The sequence below is a fragment of the Streptomyces canus 299MFChir4.1 genome (assembly GCF_000383615.1).
GTDB classification, from domain to species: Bacteria; Actinomycetota; Actinomycetes; order Streptomycetales; family Streptomycetaceae; genus Streptomyces; species Streptomyces canus_C.
The window spans coordinates 178,818-196,370 of record NZ_KB911592.1 but is presented as its reverse complement, the minus strand read 5'-3'; the positions used below and the strand labels follow the sequence as shown (position 1 = coordinate 196,370).

At 71.2% G+C, this 17,553-nt stretch carries 15 protein-coding genes and 2 pseudogenes; 8 read left to right on the top strand and 9 right to left on the bottom strand.

The window, feature by feature from the left end; genetic code table 11:
- The first annotated feature begins 291 nt into the window (after positions 1–291).
- Entirely contained in the window at positions 292–1,443 is a 1,152-nt protein-coding gene (locus tag H293_RS0124475) for an acyl-CoA dehydrogenase family protein (RefSeq protein WP_020120480.1), read from the top strand.
- Positions 1,444–1,636: 193 nt separating this feature from the next.
- Here the strand turns inward: H293_RS0124475 and H293_RS0124470 are convergent, their stop codons facing one another.
- From H293_RS0124470 to H293_RS0124445, 6 genes and pseudogenes are all read right to left on the bottom strand, one after another.
- The gene (locus H293_RS0124470) at positions 1,637–2,152 is read right to left on the bottom strand and encodes a PaaI family thioesterase (RefSeq protein ID WP_020120479.1); all 516 of its coding nucleotides are present in this window, start codon (positions 2,150–2,152) and stop codon (positions 1,637–1,639) included.
- A gap of 46 nt (positions 2,153–2,198) precedes the next feature.
- Positions 2,199–3,173: an LLM class flavin-dependent oxidoreductase gene (locus tag H293_RS0124465; RefSeq protein WP_020120478.1), complete on the bottom strand. Its 975-nt coding sequence runs from the start codon at positions 3,171–3,173 to the stop codon at positions 2,199–2,201.
- Positions 3,170–5,668 carry a bifunctional acetate--CoA ligase family protein/GNAT family N-acetyltransferase gene (locus H293_RS0124460; protein WP_020120477.1) on the bottom strand — a complete coding sequence of 833 codons (2,499 nt, stop codon included), beginning with the start codon at positions 5,666–5,668 and terminating at the stop codon, positions 3,170–3,172. Before H293_RS0124460 ends, H293_RS0124465 begins: the two co-directional genes overlap by 4 nt.
- A 23-nt stretch (positions 5,669–5,691) precedes the next feature.
- Positions 5,692–6,771: an amidohydrolase family protein gene (locus H293_RS0124455; protein WP_020120476.1), complete on the bottom strand. Its 1,080-nt coding sequence runs from the start codon at positions 6,769–6,771 to the stop codon at positions 5,692–5,694.
- 98 nt (positions 6,772–6,869) lie between these two features.
- Positions 6,870–7,832, bottom strand: a pseudogene (locus H293_RS52860) (electron transfer flavoprotein subunit alpha/FixB family protein).
- Positions 7,833–7,883: 51 nt separating this feature from the next.
- Positions 7,884–8,645, bottom strand: a complete 762-nt coding sequence (locus H293_RS0124445) for an electron transfer flavoprotein subunit beta/FixA family protein (RefSeq protein ID WP_028808151.1) — start codon at positions 8,643–8,645, stop codon at positions 7,884–7,886.
- Between the two features lie 161 nt (positions 8,646–8,806).
- Here H293_RS0124445 and H293_RS0124440 point away from each other — a divergent pair, with 161 nt between their 5' ends.
- From H293_RS0124440 to H293_RS0124410, 7 genes are read left to right on the top strand one after another with little or no spacing between them, the layout of a single operon-like run.
- Positions 8,807–10,129, top strand: a complete 1,323-nt coding sequence (locus tag H293_RS0124440) for a phenylacetate--CoA ligase family protein (RefSeq protein ID WP_020120472.1) — start codon at positions 8,807–8,809, stop codon at positions 10,127–10,129.
- Positions 10,129–10,839: a hypothetical protein gene (locus H293_RS0124435; RefSeq protein WP_020120471.1), complete on the top strand. Its 711-nt coding sequence runs from the start codon at positions 10,129–10,131 to the stop codon at positions 10,837–10,839. Before H293_RS0124440 ends, H293_RS0124435 begins: the two co-directional genes overlap by 1 nt.
- A gap of 23 nt (positions 10,840–10,862) precedes the next feature.
- Positions 10,863–11,774: an SDR family oxidoreductase gene (locus H293_RS0124430; RefSeq protein ID WP_028808150.1), complete on the top strand. Its 912-nt coding sequence runs from the start codon at positions 10,863–10,865 to the stop codon at positions 11,772–11,774.
- Between the two features lies 1 nt (position 11,775).
- Positions 11,776–12,288, top strand: a complete 513-nt coding sequence (locus tag H293_RS0124425) for a Zn-ribbon domain-containing OB-fold protein (RefSeq protein WP_020120469.1) — start codon at positions 11,776–11,778, stop codon at positions 12,286–12,288.
- A complete protein-coding gene (locus tag H293_RS0124420) occupies positions 12,285–13,433 on the top strand; it encodes a thiolase family protein (RefSeq protein WP_020120468.1) in 1,149 nt (382 codons plus the stop codon). Before H293_RS0124425 ends, H293_RS0124420 begins: the two co-directional genes overlap by 4 nt.
- A 42-nt stretch (positions 13,434–13,475) precedes the next feature.
- The gene (locus tag H293_RS0124415; RefSeq protein WP_020120467.1) at positions 13,476–14,723 is read left to right on the top strand and encodes an acyl-CoA dehydrogenase family protein; all 1,248 of its coding nucleotides are present in this window, start codon (positions 13,476–13,478) and stop codon (positions 14,721–14,723) included.
- Positions 14,720–15,835 (top strand): acyl-CoA dehydrogenase family protein, encoded by a 1,116-nt coding sequence (locus H293_RS0124410; protein WP_020120466.1) that lies wholly within the window; start codon positions 14,720–14,722, stop codon positions 15,833–15,835. The genes H293_RS0124415 and H293_RS0124410 overlap by 4 nt, the downstream gene beginning before the upstream one ends.
- A 67-nt stretch (positions 15,836–15,902) precedes the next feature.
- Here the strand turns inward: H293_RS0124410 and H293_RS0124405 are convergent, their stop codons facing one another.
- The 3 genes and pseudogenes from H293_RS0124405 to H293_RS60255 form a co-directional block, all read right to left on the bottom strand.
- Positions 15,903–17,060, bottom strand: coding sequence for an acyl-CoA dehydrogenase family protein (locus H293_RS0124405; RefSeq protein ID WP_020120465.1), 1,158 nt, complete (start codon positions 17,058–17,060; stop codon positions 15,903–15,905).
- A gap of 30 nt (positions 17,061–17,090) precedes the next feature.
- Positions 17,091–17,279 carry a hypothetical protein gene (locus tag H293_RS60260; RefSeq protein WP_020120464.1) on the bottom strand — a complete coding sequence of 63 codons (189 nt, stop codon included), beginning with the start codon at positions 17,277–17,279 and terminating at the stop codon, positions 17,091–17,093.
- Between the two features lie 134 nt (positions 17,280–17,413).
- Positions 17,414–17,551 (bottom strand): annotated as a pseudogene (locus tag H293_RS60255) (DoxX family protein); the annotation flags it as partial.
- Positions 17,552–17,553: the final 2 nt, after the last annotated feature.

Sequence of the window (17,553 nt, the reverse complement as noted above, 5' to 3'; positions counted from 1 at the left end):
CGGGCGGTGGCGGTATCTCCGCGCAGGGTCAGCCACCCGAACGCGAACGGCAGGTGCCGGAGCGGCCGCCGGTGAACGCGAGCGTCTTGCCTGTCAGGCCCGGCGGGAAGTGCCGAACGCGTCGCATGAAACGAGCACGCCGCGTCCCACGCGTGCGGCCCGCCGCACATGAGCAGTTGGACGAGTGCCCCGCCGCTGCCGTTGCCGAAGAGGCAGTACTGCCGCTGCCCCCTATCCGCTAACATAGAACAATTAGATAGATGAATAGGCTAGTGCTGGCGAGGAGTGGCCGTGGACTTCGGGCTGACCGATGAGCAGGACCTGTTGCGTGCGACGGCTCGGCAGTTCGTCGCCGACGTGTGCCCGGCCGAGAAGGCCAAGCGGTGGGACGAGGAGGGCGTCGTACCGCCAGAGCTGTTTCGCGGGATGGCCGAGCTGGGGTGGTTCTCGCTCCCGTTCGCCGAGGACGAGGGCGGTGACGGTGGCGGACCGCTGGAGCTCATCCTCATCGCGGAGGAGCTCGGGCGGGCCAGCTTCGACGTGGCCATGTGCTACATCGGCGTGCTCATCCCCGGCATCACGGTGTTCCGGTGGGGCAGCGAGGTGCAGCGCGACTTCATCCGCGAGCAGGTGATGACGGGCCGCCACCGGCTCGCCGTCGGCCTCAGCGAGCCCGACAGCGGGTCCGACGCCGCGGCGCTGCGGACCACCGCCGAGGACCACGGGGACGACTTCCTCGTCCACGGCCAGAAGGCCTGGTGCACGGGTGGCGGCCTGCCGGACACGACCATCGCCACGTATGTGCGGACCGGGCCCCGCGAGCCCAAGCACGGCGGCATCAGTCTGCTGCTCGTCGATCCCGCGACCGAGGGCGTCGAGGTGCGCCGGACGCCGACACTGGCCCGGCACATCCTGGGCACTAACGAGGTCTTCTTCAACGACGCCCTGGTGCCGAAGGAGAACCTCGTCGGCCCGCGGGACGAGGGCTGGAAGGTGATGCTCTCCAACATCGAGCTGGAGAAGGTGATCATCAGCGGGGGATATCTGGGCGCCGCCCAGGCCACGCTCGACGAGATGCTCGACTACGCCCGCAACCGGCACGCCTTCGGCCGGCCGATCGGCAACTTCCAGGCCCTCGCGCACGCCATGGCCGACCTGCAGACCGAGATCGACTCCGCCCGGCTGCTCGCCTATCGGGCGGCCTGGCTGCTCGCCCAGGGCAAGCCCTGCACACGGGAAGGGTCGATGGCGAAACTCAAGGGCTCGGAGACGTACGTGGCGGCCGCCCGGCTCGGGATGCAGGTCTGCGCGGGGCACGGCTTCTCGACCGAGAGTGTGATGAGCTTCCGGTACCGGGAGTCGATCGTGGCCACGATCTCCGGGGGCACGAGTCAGATCCAGCGCAACGGCATAGCCCGCAGCATGGGGCTCAGATCCTACTGAGCCCCGCCGCCCCGACCTGGCTCAGGGCCTCGTCGTCCTGGGCTGTGGGCTGTTCCTTCTGAGCCTCGGCACCCCGGGCTGCCAGCTGTCTTCATGCGCCCCGCCACCACCCTGGGCCGTCAGCTGTTCCTCCTGCGCCCCGGCCTGCCGGCTGTTCCTCCCGCGCCCCGCCACCCCGGCCTGCCGGCTGTTCCTACTGAGCCTCGCCGTCCTGATCCGCCAGCCACTCCTGGTGCCGTGTGAAGTGGCCCCTGTCCCGGGTCACCCAGATCCCGGAGACCCGGGCCAGCACGGCTCGCGTCGGCAGCAGCACCATCTCGCCGGCGATGTACCAGCGCCTGCCCTCCCGCTTCTCCACCCAGGCCCGGACCTCCAGCGGCCGTTCCACCGGCACCGGCTTCACGAAGCTCACGGTCAGTTCCGCCGTCACGCTCAACACCCGGTGCAGCAGCGGCAGATGGCCGAGGCAGTCGTCCAGCACGGCCGCGGTCCAGCCACCGTGCGCCACATCGGGGCCGCCCTCCTGGTCCCGCGGGCAGGACAGCTCGAACCGCGCCGACCCGTCCTCGTCGAGCCGCTCGTGCTCCACTCCCAGCCGGCAGGAACCGGCGACGCGGCACGCCCCGCACAGGGCCACCCCGCCGGGAGTCCGGGGCGGCTCCTGGAAGTCGGCCCCCGCCCAGGGCCCGGTCGGTGGCGTCGTGGACATGGTGTGACTCCTCTTGTCGGGCGTCGGAATGTCAGGCGACTGGGTGTCAGACGTCCGCAAGCAGCGGGCGCAGTTTCCCCGCGATGAGCTGAACCTGCCGGGCCACCATCTCCTCGGGCATCCCGGCCAGCGAGGCCCACAGGAACACGCCCTCCACCGGCAACCCTGCCACGTACGCCCTGATGGCATCGGCGACGTCCTGCGGAGTGCCGTACAGGAACTGACCGACGCCGGTCGCGCTCAGCCCCGTCTGCCGCCACTTCTCGGGGTCGATGGGGCGGGGCAGCGGCTGGTCGGTGCCCTCCACCATGTACCGGCGGTAGCTGTCCCACTGGTACGCCAGGTGCCGGCGCACCACCGGCCAGTCACCGTCGGGATCCTCGGTGACGAACGTGGTGAACGAGCCCTGCATACGGCCCGCCGCCACGTCGTACCCGCTCTCGGCGAGCCCTTCCCGGTACGGCGTCAGCAGCGCCGGGTTGAGCGACAGCAGCCCTGTGCCGAGCCGGCCGGCCCGGCGGGCGCCCTGCGGGCCCTGGTAGCCGAGCCAGATCGGCAGCGGATCCTGGACCGGGCCCGGGGTGACCAGGGATTCGGCCCACAGGCCGCGGATCTCCCGTACCCGCTGATCGGTCGTGGTGTAGCGCTTGGCGAGATCGGCGCCGTACAGCCGGTACTCGGGCACCCGGTAGCCGGTGCCGAGCCCGAGGTCCAGGCGGCCGTCGCTGATGATGTCCACGAGCGCGGCCTGTTCGGCGATCTCGGGGGCCGCGTGCAGCGGTGCGGGGATGACCGCGGTGCCCAGACGGACCCGGCCGGTGCGGGCGGCCGCCGCGGCTGCCATGGTGAGCGGCTGGGGGAGGTAGCCGTCCTCGAAGCCGTGGTGTTCGGAGAACCAGACCGAGTCGAGGCCGAGCCGGTCCGCCTCCTCGCACATCTCCAGGGCGAACCCGTACACCCGCGACCAACTCTGCCGCCACGGCGGCGGGTTGCGCAGGTCGAAGTAGATGCCCACCTTCACGAGGAACCTCCTGCTGCTGTGTCGTCGGCCAGCCGGATCGTCGCGTGCGCGACGGCCACGCCGTTCCCGGATGGCAGGAGCCGTACCGGACGGAGTTGCAGCGACTCGATCTCGGGGTGCTCCTCGACCATCGCCGAGATGCGCAGGACGGTCTCCTCCAGGGCCGCGAGGTCGACGCCCGGGCCCCCGGCCCGGCCGTCCAGCAGCGGGGCGGCCCGCAGCGAGCGGACCATCTCGCGGGCGTCGCGGTCGCTGAGGGGGGTGACGCGGTGGGCGACGTCCGCCATGAGGTCGGCGTAGTCCCCGGTGAGGCCGAAGGCGACCACCGGGCCGAAGACCGGGTCGGCGCGGACGGTGAGGAACGCGTCCGGTCCAGCGTGCGGTCCGGCATCCGGTCCGGGGCCCGGTTCACCCCCGCGTACGGCGATCCCGTACGAGGCGAGCAGCTCGGCGGCGACCGCCGCGGGGACCGGCCCAGGGGCACAGGAGGTGATCAGCGATCGGGCCCGCTCGGCGTCGATTCCGGCGAGGTCGGGCACGACGCCCGCCGGGGTGCTGCGCCAGGTCTGGTAGGCCGCCGCGTGTCCGAGCGAGGTGGCCGCGGCCTCCGGGAAGGTGTACGTCGGTACCACCAGGTCGCCTCGGTGCAGAAGGTCGGCGACGCCCGCACCGCCCAGGAAGCTGGCCAGCACGGGTTTGTCGGGCCGGGCCGCGGCCGCGTCGAGGATCGCCGACGCCACCTCGTCCGGCTTGTCCGCCAGCGGCGGCATGAACAGGACGACGGCCGCGTCGATCCCGTCGTCAGCCAGGGCGGCGTCCAGCGCCTGCCGGTAGTGGGCGGCGGTGGCGGTGGGCGTCAGGTCGACCGGGTTGGAGACGTCGGCGTGGGGCGCGAGGGCCGGACGGAGCGTCTGCCGGGTGCGCTCACCCAGCGCGGGCACGCACAGACCGCTCGCCGCGCACGCGCCGACCGTCAGGGCCGCCGGGCCGCCCGCGTTGGTGATCACGGCGACCCGGTTGCCGGGCGGGGGAGGCTGGTGGGCGAGCAACAGGGCGACGTCGAAAAGCTCTTGGAGGCTCCGGGTGCGGATCACACCGGACTGGGCGAACAGCGAGCTCACCGCCGAGTCCGCGTGGCCGGGATGGACGGCGACGATGGGTTTGCGCGGCGCGACCCGGCGGGCGACGCGGGCGAACCGGCGTGGATCGCCGAAGGTCTCGACGTGCAGCAGGATCACCGAGGTCCCCGGGTCCTCCTCCCACCACTGGAGCAGTTCGTCGGTGGAGACGTCGACGGCGTGGCCCACCGACACGAAGCCGGAGAAGCCGAGCCGCAGCCGCCGGGCGTAGTCGAGCACCGCGAGCCCGAGCGGCCCGGACTGGCTGGACATCGCCACCCGGCCGGGCGTCGGCAGGGCGGGGGAGAAGGTCGCGGCCAGTCGCGCCGCGGGGGTCGTGTTGACCACGCCCATGCAGTTCGGGCCCACGAGTCGCATTCCGGAGGCGCGGGCGAACCGCGCCAGTTCCATTTCGCCGGCTCGTCCTTCGGTTCGTGTCTCCCCGAAGCCCGTCGAGACGACGACCACCGCCTTCACCCCGACCTCCGCGCACTCCCGTACGACACCGGGCACGGCCTCGGCGCGTACGGCCACCAGCGCCAGGTCCGGCGGCTCGGGCAGGTCCCGGACGCTTGCGTACGCCCGCGCCCCGGCGATCTGCCCGGCCCGCGGGTTGACGGGGAACACGCTGCCGGCGAAGCCGCCCCGCTGGAGATTGGCGACGATCTCGTGGCCGATCGTCAGCGGGTCGCGGTTGGCGCCGATCACGGCGACCGAGCGCGGTTCGAGCAGGGGCTTGAGCGAGCGCCGTACAGCCGTCTGCTCGCGGCGCTCGGCCCGCGCCACGGCCTGGGCCTGCGGATCGACGGCGATCTCGAAGTGGATGATCTGGCCCGGCGGACCGGCCTGGGTCCGGTAGCCGGAGCCGAGGAAGACGTTGATCATCCTGGCGTTGTCGGCGAGGACGTCGGCCTCCAGCACCCGGATGCCCCGTGCCCGCGCGGCGGCGGCGATGTGTTCCAGGAGCAGCCTGCCGAACCCCTCGCTCTGGTGGTCGTCCCGGATGGTGAACGTGACCTCGGCGTGTTCCGGTTCCTCCGGGTCGCGGACGTAGCGCACCAGGCCGGCGATCTCGTCACCGGCGAGGGCGACGAGCGCCAGTTCGTTGAGGTAGTCCACGTGGGCGCCGCGCCGGATGACGTCGTCGCGGGCGCGGACCACCGGACCGAGGGAGCGATAGGCCAGGGTGGCGCGGGACAGGGTGCCGACGAAGGCGACCAGGCGGTCGGCGTCCTCCGGCCGGATGGGCCGCACGAAGGTCGACCGCCCGGTCCTGACGAGTCCGGGCCGTTCCAGGTCTTCGGGGTACGAAGGGTCCGCGGGGTACGAAGGGTCCGCGGAGTGCGAGGGGTGCGAGGGGTACGGGGGAGTGGTCACCTCAGTGGTTCCGTCGGCGCCGCTCAGACGGCCGCCTCCTGGGGAGTCCGCTCCGGCAGACCGAAAAGCTCGTTGAAGGTGCCGCGCGTGACGCGGTCGCGGATGTCGTCGGACACGCCCTCGAACAGGTCGTGCAGCGTGGACTGGGTGTGGCCGTAGGTGCCTTCCAGGTGGGGGTAGTCGTCGCCCCACATCACGTTGCGGTAGCCGGTCGACTCGACGATCTCCACCGAGCTCTTGTCGTGCTGGAAGGAGGCGTACACCTGCTGCCTGATGATCTCGCTGGGCAGTCGGCTCAGCTTGGGCCGGACGAACATGCCGTGCTGGCGGTAGGCCTCGTCCATCCGGTCGCCGATGGCCGGCACCCAGCCCGCCCCGCCCTCCGCGATGAGGATCCTCAGGTCGGGGTGACGATCCAGCGCGCCGCCCGCGACCATGTGGGACACGACCCGCATGCCCGGGTAGGTCGTCTCCATGTAGTTGACGACCGCGCCGCCGGGTCCGCGGAAGACGACGTTCTGCGCTCCGGTGCCGATGTGGAAGCCGAGCACCAGCCCCGCCCGCTCGACCGCGGTCCACAACGGCTCCCAACGGTCCAGGGCGTATTCCTCGCCGGGTCGTGTCGAACACGGCAGGAAGATCGCCTTGAAGCCCAGCTCCGCCACCCGCTCCACCTCGGCTACCGCGTCGTCGATGTCGGCCGTCGAGACACAGGCGGTGGTGATGACCCGCTTGTTCTTGCTGAGGATCTCCTCGTGGGCCCAGTCGTTCCAGGCCCGGACGGTCTCCCGGGCGAGCTCCCGGTCGGTGATCGACACCAGCCAGAACCCCATGGAGGGGAAGGCCAGTTGGGACCACACGCCCTCCTGGTCGAGGTCCTTGAGCCGGACCTTCAGGTCCCAGGCGCCCGGCGGGCGCATCGCGTCCATGAAGTCGCCGAGCTGGCGGTCGATGCGCTCGCCGTCGATGTAGAGCATCTCGTACTTCTCTCCGCGCTCACTGCGTGGCGCCCGCGCGCCCAGCCGCGCGGACAACCGCGTGGTCCACACGTCGGCGGGCTCCATCACATGGGAGTCCCCGGAGTTGACCCAGATCTTCGTCATGACACTCCTTCGGGTCAGGGCTGCACGCATCAATGGATGCAATCAGTTAGCGATTTTAGATGTATGGGTCGTTGAAGGGAAGGCCGGGCCGTGAAAGATCAGCTCCGGCGCCGCTCGATCTCGTCCACCAGCTGCGGCAGCACCGCGAACAGGTCCCCGACCACGCCGTGGTCGGCGAGCTCGAAGATCGGTGCGTCGGCGTCCTTGTTGACGGCGACGATGGTCTTGGACGTCTGCATGCCCGCCCGGTGCTAGATCGCGCCGGAGATGCCGGCGGCGAGGTAGAGCTGCGGGGAGACCTGGGTGCCTGTCTGGCCGACCTGGTGCCTGTGCGGGTACCAGCCCGCGTCCACGGCCGCGCGGGACGCCCCGACGGCCGCACCGAGCGCGTCGGCGACCCGTTCGATGAGGGCGAAGTTCTCGGCGCCGTTCACCCCGCGACCACCGGAGACGACGATGTCGGCCTCCGTCAGTTCGGGCCGGTCGCCGCGCTCCCGCGGTGTGCGGGACAGGACCCGGACGGCGTGCTCGGTCGGGCCGAAGGCGATGTCCTGCTTCTCGATGACGGGTTCGGCGGGGGCGGCCTCGGGGGCGGCGGCGTTCGGCTTGACCGTGATCACCGGCACGCCCTGGGTGACGTGCGCGGTGACCTGGTATGTCGCGGCGAACGCCGACTGCTCGGTGACCGGCCCGTCGGGCCCTGCGGTGACATCGACGGCGTCGGTGATGAGTCCGGAGCCGAGCCGCAGCGCGACCCTCGCGGCGATCTCCTTGCCGTCCGGCCCGGACGGCAGCAGGATCGCGGCCGGTCTGGTGCGCTCGGCGATCTGCGTGAGGGCGTCCACGGCCGGGGTGACGAGGTACTCGTCGACCTCGGGGGCGTCCACGACATGGATCTTCTGGGCGCCGTACCGGCCGAGGACCTCGGTCGCGCGGTCCGCGCCCGGCCCCAGGAAGACGGCCGAGGGTTCACCCAGGCGGCGTGCCAGGGTGAGCAGTTCGAGGGTCGGCTTGCGTACGGCACCGTCGACGTGGTCGACGAGGACGAGGATCTCGGCCACGGTGATGCAACTCCTTCAGCAGGCAGGCAGGCAGGTCAGGGCGGGGCGCGGTCAGATGAACTTCTTGGTGGTGAGGAACGCGGCCAGTCCGATGCCGCCCGTCCCCTCGTCGGCGACGATCTCGCCCTTGGTGCGCGGCGGGCGCCGGGTCGCGGTGTCCACGGCCGACCGCGCCCCCGCCGGGCCGACCTGTGCGGCCGCGATGCCGAGGTCGGCGAGGCCGAGGGTCTCGACGGGCTTCTTCTTGGCGGCCATGATCCCCTTGAAGGAGGGGTAACGGGCGTCCCCGGAGCGGTCGGTCACCGAGACGACTGCGGGCAGCGCGCCCTGGATCCGTACGGTGGCGCCGTCGCCCTCGCGGCGCCCGGTGACGCTTCCGTCCTCGATCGCCAGGTCTTCGAGGTGGGTGACGGCCGGGACGCCGAGCCGCTCGGCCAGCAGCGCGGGCAGCACCCCCATGGTGCCGTCCGTCGAGGCCATTCCGCACAGCACGAGATCGAAGCCGTGCCGCTCGATGGCCTTGGCCAGTACGAGTGACGTACCGAACGCGTCGCTGCCCTCGATGTCCTCGTCGCTGACATGGATCGACGCGTCGCCGCCCATGGCCAGGGCCTTGCGCAGGGCATCACGTGCGTCGTCGGGTCCGACGGTGAGATAGCTGATCTCGGCGTCCGCGTCCGACTCGGCCAGGCGCAGGGCCTGTTCGACGGCGTACTCGTCGAGTTCGGACAGCAGTGAGTCCACCGACGCCCGGTCGGTGGTGCCGTCCTCGGTGAAGGTGCGGTCCGCCGTGGCGTCGGGCACGTGCTTCACGCAGACAACGATCTTCACGGCAGCCCTCCTGTGGTTGAATGAGTTCTAATAGTTAACTATATAGATCGACAGAGTGCGAGCCCCTCGTCTAATCCGTCGAATTGGTTGACTGATTGCGCTGATAGCTGGAAGATCTGGGCACTGAGCCGCAAGGAGGCGCCATGGTCGGTGACAGGGACACCGCTGACAGGTACTTCGAGCCCCACGTGGAGACCATGCCGCGCCAGGAACTGCGCGCGCGGCAGGAGAAACAGCTCCTGGAGCTCGTCGAGTACGCCTACGCCAACTCGGCCTTCTACCGCGAGCTGTGGGACGAGCACGGGGTCCACCCGCGCGACATCCGGTCCCTGGAGGACTTCCGGGCACGCATCCCGTTCATCACCAAGGACATGATCCGCGCCTACCGGAGCCGCACCGGGGACGCCTTCGCCGGCCTGCTCTGCGTCCCGGTCGAGGAGCTGACCTCGGTCTCCTCCAGTTCCGGAACCACCGGCGACCCGGAGTTCTTCGCCGAGATCTGGCAGGACGCCCCGCCCCTGGTGACCGCACAGGTACGGGACCTGTGGGAGCTGGGCCTGAGGCCCGGCGACCGAGTCCTGAGCCCGCCCGGCACCTTCCGCAACTTCATGGACGCCGGCTTCCAGGCGCTGGGCGCGGTGGTCATCGAGGTCGACACCTGGATGGGCAACATGCCCGAGGTCGTCGAGGCCCTGCGCACCTACCGACCCGCCTACCTGCAGATGATGTATCCGCAGATGGTGGAGCTGGAGCACCTGGCCGAGAAGACCGACCTGAGGGAGGCCTTCTCCTCCCTCAAGGGCGCCTCCTGCGCCGGCCAGCCCCTCAGCCGGAAGATGCGCGAGCGGATCCGCGACGACTGGGGTATCGACGTCTACGAGTACACCAGCGCCGCCGACACCGGCACCGCCTGGGAGTGCCGCGAGCACGACGGCTTCCACCTGTGGGAGGACACCGTCTTCGCCGAGTGCGTCGAGGTCGACGAGCACGGCTGGCACGACGTCCCCGAGAGCGACCTCGGCGAACTGGTCGCCACCGACCTGGACAACCGGGCCGCGCCGCTGATCCGTTACCGCAGCGAAGACCTTGTCCGACTCTCCCGCGACACCTGCGGCTGCGGCCGCACCCACGCCCGCATGTGGGTGGCCGGGCGGCGCGGCGACGAGACGGTAGTCCAGGGACGCTCCGTCGTCCTGCGGGACGTGTGGCAGGCGGTCGAGGACCAGCCGGAGACCGTCGCGGGGGTCTTCCAGATCGTCCGGGACCGGCGCGAGGTCGACGAACTGCGGCTGCGCGTCGGCTACGACCCCCATCTCACCGGCGACGTCGACGCCCTGGCCGGGCGCCTGAGCGAGGCCGTGCGCGAGCGGACCGGAGTCAAGCCGGTGCTCGACATGCGCACCGAGGAGGACCTGTTGAAGACCATGACCAGCGTCGCCAAGTTCCCCCGGGTGGTGAAGACCTGATGGCCCGCGCCGACACCCTGGCCCGTGCCAGGACGCTTCCCCGCCCCGAACTCGCCTACCTCCTGCGCTTCCCCACCGCCGACGGCCTGCGGGACCTGGAGCTGACCTGGGCGGAACTCGCCCGCGACACCGAGTGGGTCACCGCACGGCTGCGCGAGCACGGTCTCGCGGCCGGGCAGCGGGCCCTGCTGACCGCCTCCGGCTTCGAGGGCTTCTGGGGCCGTGCGGTGATCGGCGCCCTGCGCACGCTGAAGGTGCCGTACGGCATCGCCGAGGCGATGGGCTGGGACCACCGCCGCACCGCCGTCTTCCACCGCGAACTGACACCGCACGCCGTGATCGGCCTGTCGGCGGAGACCCTGGAGGGGCTCGCCGGCTCGGCCGACATCGGCGAGATGTTCCGGTCCACGCCCGTGGTGCTGGCCAGGCCCGCCGCCGTACCCCTCCTGCGTGCCGTGGGGGTGACCGCCTCCGTGATCTCGGCGATGGGGCCGGCTCTCGCACTGGAGTGCCCCGAACGCAGCGGCGCCCATGTCAACGCCGCCGAATGGCGGTTCGGCGAGCGGGACGGACAACTGACCGTGGCCGCGGGGGACGAGCGCACCGCGTCCCTGCCCGAGACACCGCTCGGCATCACCGGACGCGTCGTCGTGGGCCGGTGCGGCTGCGGCAGCGACAACCCGCGCGTCCTGCTCGCCGAGGCCAACTGACCTTTCCGATGGAGGAATTGAGCATGTCTGAAGGAGTGGTCGCAGGCCGGATCGCGGTCGTCACCGGTGCCGGCAACGGGATCGGCCGGGCGCACGCCCTGGCGTTCGCCGCGCACGGGGCGAAGGTCGTCGTCAACGACCTGGGCGGCGGACGGGACGGCGCCGGCGCCTCCGCCGGGCCCGCGCAGAGCGTGGTCGACGAGATCGTCGCGGCAGGCGGCGAGGCGGTCGCCAACACGGACGACATCTCCACCTGGGAGGGCGCCGGCCGGCTCGTCCAGCAGGCCGTCGACACCTACGGCGGCCTCGACGTACTGGTCAACAACGCCGGCATCCTGCGCGACCGGATGATCGTGTCGATGACCGAGCGGGACTGGGACAGCGTGATCGCCGTCCACCTCAAGGGCAGCTTCGCCACCCTGCGCCACGCGGCCGCGTACTGGCGCGAGCGCGCCAAGTCCGGTCAGGACAACGACGCCCGGGTGATCAACACGACCTCCCCGTCCGGCATCTTCGGCAACCCCGGCCAGTCCAACTACGGCTCCGCGAAGGCCGGCATCGGCAGCCTCACCCTCATCGCCGCCGCCGAACTCGCCCGCTACGGCGTGACGGTGAACGCCATCGCGCCCACCGCGCTGACCCGGCTGACCGACGACATAGAGATGATGAAGCAGGCCGCCGAGAGCCAGGACCTCACCCCCGAGGCCATCTCGCCGCTGGTGGTGTGGCTGGGCTCGGCCGCCTCGCGCGAGGTCACCGGCCGGGTGTTCGGCGTCGTCGGCAACCGCATCACGGTCCTGGAGGGCTGGGTCAACGGCCCCACCGCGAGTGCCGACGCCCGCTGGGCGCCGGAGGAGCTGTCCTCCGTCGTCCCGAACCTGGTGGCCAAGGCGGCTCCGAACGCCGATGTCCTGGGCAACCGGAACGGAGCCTGAGATGACGACGGCACAACGCCCCGTCGCCGAGGGCCTGTTCACCTGGCCGCCCGCCGCCATGCCCCTCCGGCTGATCGGTTCCGAGTGCAGGGTGTGCGGCCTGGTGAGCTTCCCGGCCGCCGCGACCTGTGTCCGGTGCGCCGGCGACGAGTCGAAGGAACGGCTCCTGGCGGACCGCGGCACGCTGTGGACGTTCACGACCCAGGACTTCCGCCCGCCGTCCCCGCCGTACGACGGCCCCGAAGCCTTCGAGCCGTACTCCGTCGGATACATCGAGCTCCCCGGCGAGCTGCTGGTCGAGGCGCGACTGACCGAACCCGACCCGGAGAAGCTGCGGATCGGGCAGGACATGCGGCTGACGCTGGTGCCCTACACCGTGCAGGACGACGGCACGGAGGTCATGACGTTCGCGTTCGCCCCGGTCGAGGAATCCACGGAGATCGAGGAATCCACGGAGACCGAGGAATCCACGGAGACCGAGGAATCCACGGAGACCGAGGAGGAGGCGTCATGACCGAGGCCGTCATCATCGGGGTGGGCCTGCACCCCTTCGGCCGCTTCCCCGGCAAGCCCGCGCTGGACATGGGCGCGGACGCGGTACGGCTGGCCCTCGCCGACGCGGGCGTGAACTGGCCGCAGATCCAGGGCGGTTACATCGGCAGCTACGAGGTCGCCAACCCGGATGCGATCGTCGGCCGGCTCGGCCTGACCGGCGTACCCCTGCGCGGTGTCTTCAACGGCTGCGCGACGGCCGGTACGGCGGTGGCGCTGGCCGCCCGCGCGATCGAGACCGGCGAGCACGACCTGACCATCGCCATCGGCCTGGACAAGCACCCGCGCGGTGCCTTCGCCGCCGACCCGTCCGTGGCCGGCATCCCCTCCTGGTACGGGCAGACCGGGCTCTTCCTCACCACCCACTTCTTCGGCATGAAGATCAACCGCTATATGCACGAGCACGGCATCTCCCACCGGACGCTCGCCCGCGTGGCCTCCAAGAACTTCCGCAACGCGGCCGGCAACGAGAAGGCCTGGCGCCGCACGCCCCTCACGCCCGAGGAGGTCCTCGCCTCCCCGGTCCTCAACTACCCCCTGCGCCAGTTCATGTATTGCGGCCCGAACGAGGGCGCGGCGGCGATCGTGATGTGCCGGGCCGACCAGGCCCACAAGTACACAGGGAAGCCGGTGCGGGTCCGCTCCACCGCCCTGCGCAGCCGCAGGCTCGGCGCGTTCGAGGTGCAGAGCCCGTCGTTCCCGGTCGGGGAGCCCGTGGACAGCCCGAGTGTGGACGCCTCCCGGGACGCGTACGAACGCGCGGGCATCGGCCCCGAGGACGTCGACGTCGCCCAGCTCCAGGACACCGACGCCGGGTCGGAGATCATCCACATGGCGGAGAACGGCCTCTGCAAGGACGGCGAGCAGGAACGCCTCATCGCCGAGGGCGCCACCGAGATCGGCGGCCGGCTCCCGGTCAACACCGACGGCGGACTGCTCGGCAACGGCGAACCGATCGGCGCGTCCGGACTGCGCCAGATCCACGAGATCGTCCTCCAACTGCGCGGTACGGCGGGCACCCGCCAGATCCCCGGCACACCGCGCGTCGGCTACACCCACTTGTACGGCGCGCCCGGTGCGTCGGCGGTGACGATCCTCTCGACCTGATCCTCTCGACCTGAACCTCTTTCTGACCGCGGAGCGAACGCGATGGAATCCGACGACATGCAGGACTTCGCCGCCGAGGCGCGCCGCTTCCTCGACGCGCACGCGGCGAAGGCCCCCGACCGCACCGCCTTCACCTGGGGCGAGGGCGACGACTCGATGGCGTACTTCAGCAGCCTCCCGCCCGACGAGGAGCGGGAGTTCGTGCAACGGGCCCGGGAGTGGCAGCGGATCCGCCACGAGAACGGCTTCGGCTGGACCACCGGACCGGTGGAGTACGGCGGCCGGGGCCTGACCCCCGTGCACGACCTGCTCTACGACGCCGTCGAGTCGGAGTACGACGTCGCCGACACCGGTGTGCTCAGTGTGATCGGCCTGGGCATGATCGGGCCGACGATCCTGGCCCACGCCCAGCCCCACATCAAGGACCGCTGGCTGCCCGCGATGTACCGCGGGGACGCCATCGCCTGCCAGCTGTTCAGCGAACCCGGCGCCGGATCCGACCTGGCGAGCGTTGCGACCCGGGCCGTCCGCCAGGGCGACAGCTGGGTGCTGAACGGGCAGAAGGTGTGGACCTCGGTCGCCCAGCACAGCCAGATCGGCCTCGCCCTCACCCGGACGAACCCGGACGCGCCCAAGCACCGCGGTATCACGGCCTTCCTGGTCCCCATGGACACGCCGGGCGTCGAGGTCCGGCCGCTGCGGCAGATGACCGGCGGCGCGGACTTCAACGAGGTGTTCCTCACCGACGTCCGGATCCCCGACGACCACCGGCTCGGCGAGGTCGACGGCGGCTGGACGGTCGCCCTGACCACCCTGATGAACGAGCGCGCGACCGTCGGCAGCGAGGGGGTGGGCCCGGTGGCCGCCGCCCTGTCACCGGACCACCTCTCGGCGCTCATGCGGGCCACCTGGACGTGGGACGACCGCGCCCTGCGCGCCCGCCTCGCCGAACTGCTCGTGGACGTCATGGCCACCGAGCACCTCAACGCCCGCGCCCTGCGCAAGCTTCGTGCCGGAGTGGCGCCGGGCCCCGAGATGTCCGTGTCGAAGCTGATGTACGGCCAGAACCTGACCCGGGCGGCGCACTTCGTGTCCGACGTGCTCGGCCCCCGGATCATCGCCGACACCGGCCAGTGGGGCACCTACGCCTGGACCGAACTCCTCCTCGCCACCCCGGCGTTGCGCATCCTCGGCGGCACCGAGGAGATCATGAAGAACATCCTCGCGGAACGCGTCCTGGGCCTGCCCAAGGAACCGGTGACCGCCGCTGCCAAGGAGGTGCGGCCGTGACCGCCGACGAGAGCGAACTGCGGGAACTGCGGTCATCCGTACGGGAGTTCCTGGAGGCCAAGTCGCCTGAGGAGGCCGTACGCAAGCTCATGGAGAGCGAGCCGCGTTTCGACCCGGCGGTGTGGTCCCAGGCGGCCGACCAACTGCGCCTGCCGGGCCTGGCGATCCCTGAGGAGTACGGCGGTGACGGCTTCGGCCTGGTCGAACTCGGCGTCGTCCTGGAGGAGATGGGCCGCGCGCTGTTCTGCGCTCCCTTCTTCGCCACCGTCCTCCTGGCGGCCCAGGCCCTGCTGGCATCGGGGGACAAAGCGGCCTGTGCGCGCCTCCTCCCCGGCATCGCCTCCGGACGCACCACGGCCACCCTCGCCGTCGCCGAAGAGCACGGCTCCTGGGACCCCGCCATGGTCTCCGCGCGCGCCGTGCCGGACGGCGACGGCGGCTGGACGGTACGCGGCCGCAAGTGCTTCGTCGTCGACGGTACGACGGCCGACCTGATCCTCGTCGTCGCCCGTACCGTGGCAGGCCCCACGCTCTTCGCGGTGGAGCGGGAAGCCGCGGGACTCACGGCGGAGCCGATGGAAACCCTGGACGCCACCCGGGCCTTGGCCCGGCTGACCCTGGACGCCGTGCCCGCGACGCTCGTCGGGGCGCAGGGGGCGGGCGGCCGCATCATGGCCAGGGTCCTCGACATCGCCTCGGTCGGGCTGGCCGCCGAGCAGGCGGGCGGGGCACGGCGGTGCCTGGAGACGAGCGCGGACTACGCCCGCGTCCGCCATCAGTTCGGCCGGCCGATCGGTTCCTTCCAGGCGGTCAAGCACAAGTGCGCCGACATGCTCGTCCAGGTGGAACTCGCCGAAGCCGCCTCCCGTGAGGCGGCCCGACTGGCCGACGAGGACTCCCCGGACTTCCCGGTCGCCGCCGCCGTGGCACACGCCTGCTGCTCACGGGCGTACATGCTCGCCGCCATGGAGAACATCCAGGTCCACGGCGGCATCGGCTTCACCTGGGAGCATCCCGCCCACCTGTACTTCCGGCGCGCCAAGTCCTCGCAGCTGCTGTTCGGCGGCCCGGCGGTGTACCACGAGCGGCTGCTGGACCGGCTCGGGATCTGAGGGCAGCGGCAAGACAAGAAGAGGCCCCGAGTCATCCCGGGGCCTCTGCCTTGTCTGCGCCAACCGCTCAGCCGCGCGCCGCCTCACCCAGCAGCGCCTTCGCGATGATGACCTGCTGGATCTGGCTGGTGCCCTCGTAGATGCGGAACAGCCGGGCGTCCCGGTAGAAGCGCTCGACGGCGACCCCGCGCATGTAGCCCGCGCCGCCGTGGACCTGCACCGCCCGGTCGGCGACCCGCCACACCATCTCGCTGGCGAAGTACTTCGTGCAGGACGGGCCGATCTTGGTGTCCGTGCCGGCGTCGAAGGCGCGGGCGGCCTCCAGGACGGTGGCGCGTCCGGCGTAGTAGTCGGTCTGCGCGTCGGCGATCAGACCCTGGACGAGCTGGAAGGAGCCGATGAGCTTCCCGGACTGCTTGCGGGTGCTCGCGTAGGCGACCGACTCGTCGACCAGACGCTCGGCCATGCCGACCATCAGCGCGGAGATGTGGACCCGTCCGTGCGCGATACAGCCCATCGCGGTGCCGAAGCCCCGGTTCAGGCCGTCCTCGCCGCCGACGAGCGCGGAGGCAGGCACCCGGACGTCGTCGAAGAACACGTCCGCGGTCCAGGCGCCGAACTGGCCCATCTTGTGGTCCTTGGGAGCCACGGTGAGACCCGGGGTGCCGGCCGGGACCAGGAAGGTGGAGATGCCGCGGGTGCGCGGCGCATCCGGGTCGGTGCGGGCGAAGACCATGAAGACGTCAGCTAGCGGCGCGTTGGTGATATACCGCTTGGCGCCGTTGATCACCCACTCGTCGCCGTCGAGGTGTGCCTTCGTGGTGAGCGTCGAGGGATCGGAGCCCGCCTCCGGCTCGGTGAGCGCGAACGACGCCAGAACCTCACCCGAGGCGATCCTCGGCAGCCAGTGAGCCTTCTGTTCCTCCGTGCCGCCGACCATGAGGACATGACCGGCGATGCCGTTGTTCGTGCCGAACATCGAACGCAGGGACGGAGTCGTGTAGCCCAACTCGAACATCAACTGGGCCTCTTCGAGCATCGACAGACCCAGGCCGCCGTACTCCTCGGGCAGCGCGAAGCCGAACAGGCCCATCTTCTTGGCCGCCTCGCGGATGTCCGCGGGCATCTCGTCCGTCTCATCGATCTCCGCCTCTAGCGGCACGACGCGGTCCCGGACGAAACGCCGGACCTCGGACAGCACCGCGCTGAAGTCAGCCGCGTCCATGTCGACTCTCCCTTGTTGCCCTCATCGGTCTCACTGATCTGTCTCGTCAGGTTTCTTTTCGGGCCGGTAGGACAGCGCCAGCAGCGCCGCCGCGCTCGCCGTTCCGATCCCTGCTGCCAGCAACGCGTGCCCGGCGCCCGCGCGTTGGCGTCGCAGCAGGGCGTCGAGCGAGTACCGACCGTTGCCCAGCGCGGCCAGTGCGACGGCCGCGCCGCCCACGACACCGGCGTACTCCCAGCCGCCCTTGAAGACGAAGAAGCCCTTGCCGCGGTGGTCGGTGCGCGCGGCCTGGTCATCAGGCCGACGGCCGCCGCCGCGGGGAGCGGGTTGGCGGCGCCGAGCGTGATGCCGACGCCCGCCGCCATCTCGGTGCCGGCCGCCATGCGGGCGTGCACCTCGGCCGGCTGGAGGCCCAGCGCCTCGAACCAGCCCGTGGTGCCCTTGAGCCCGCCCGGTCCGGCGACCTTGTTCCAGCCGTGCGCGAAGAGCATCG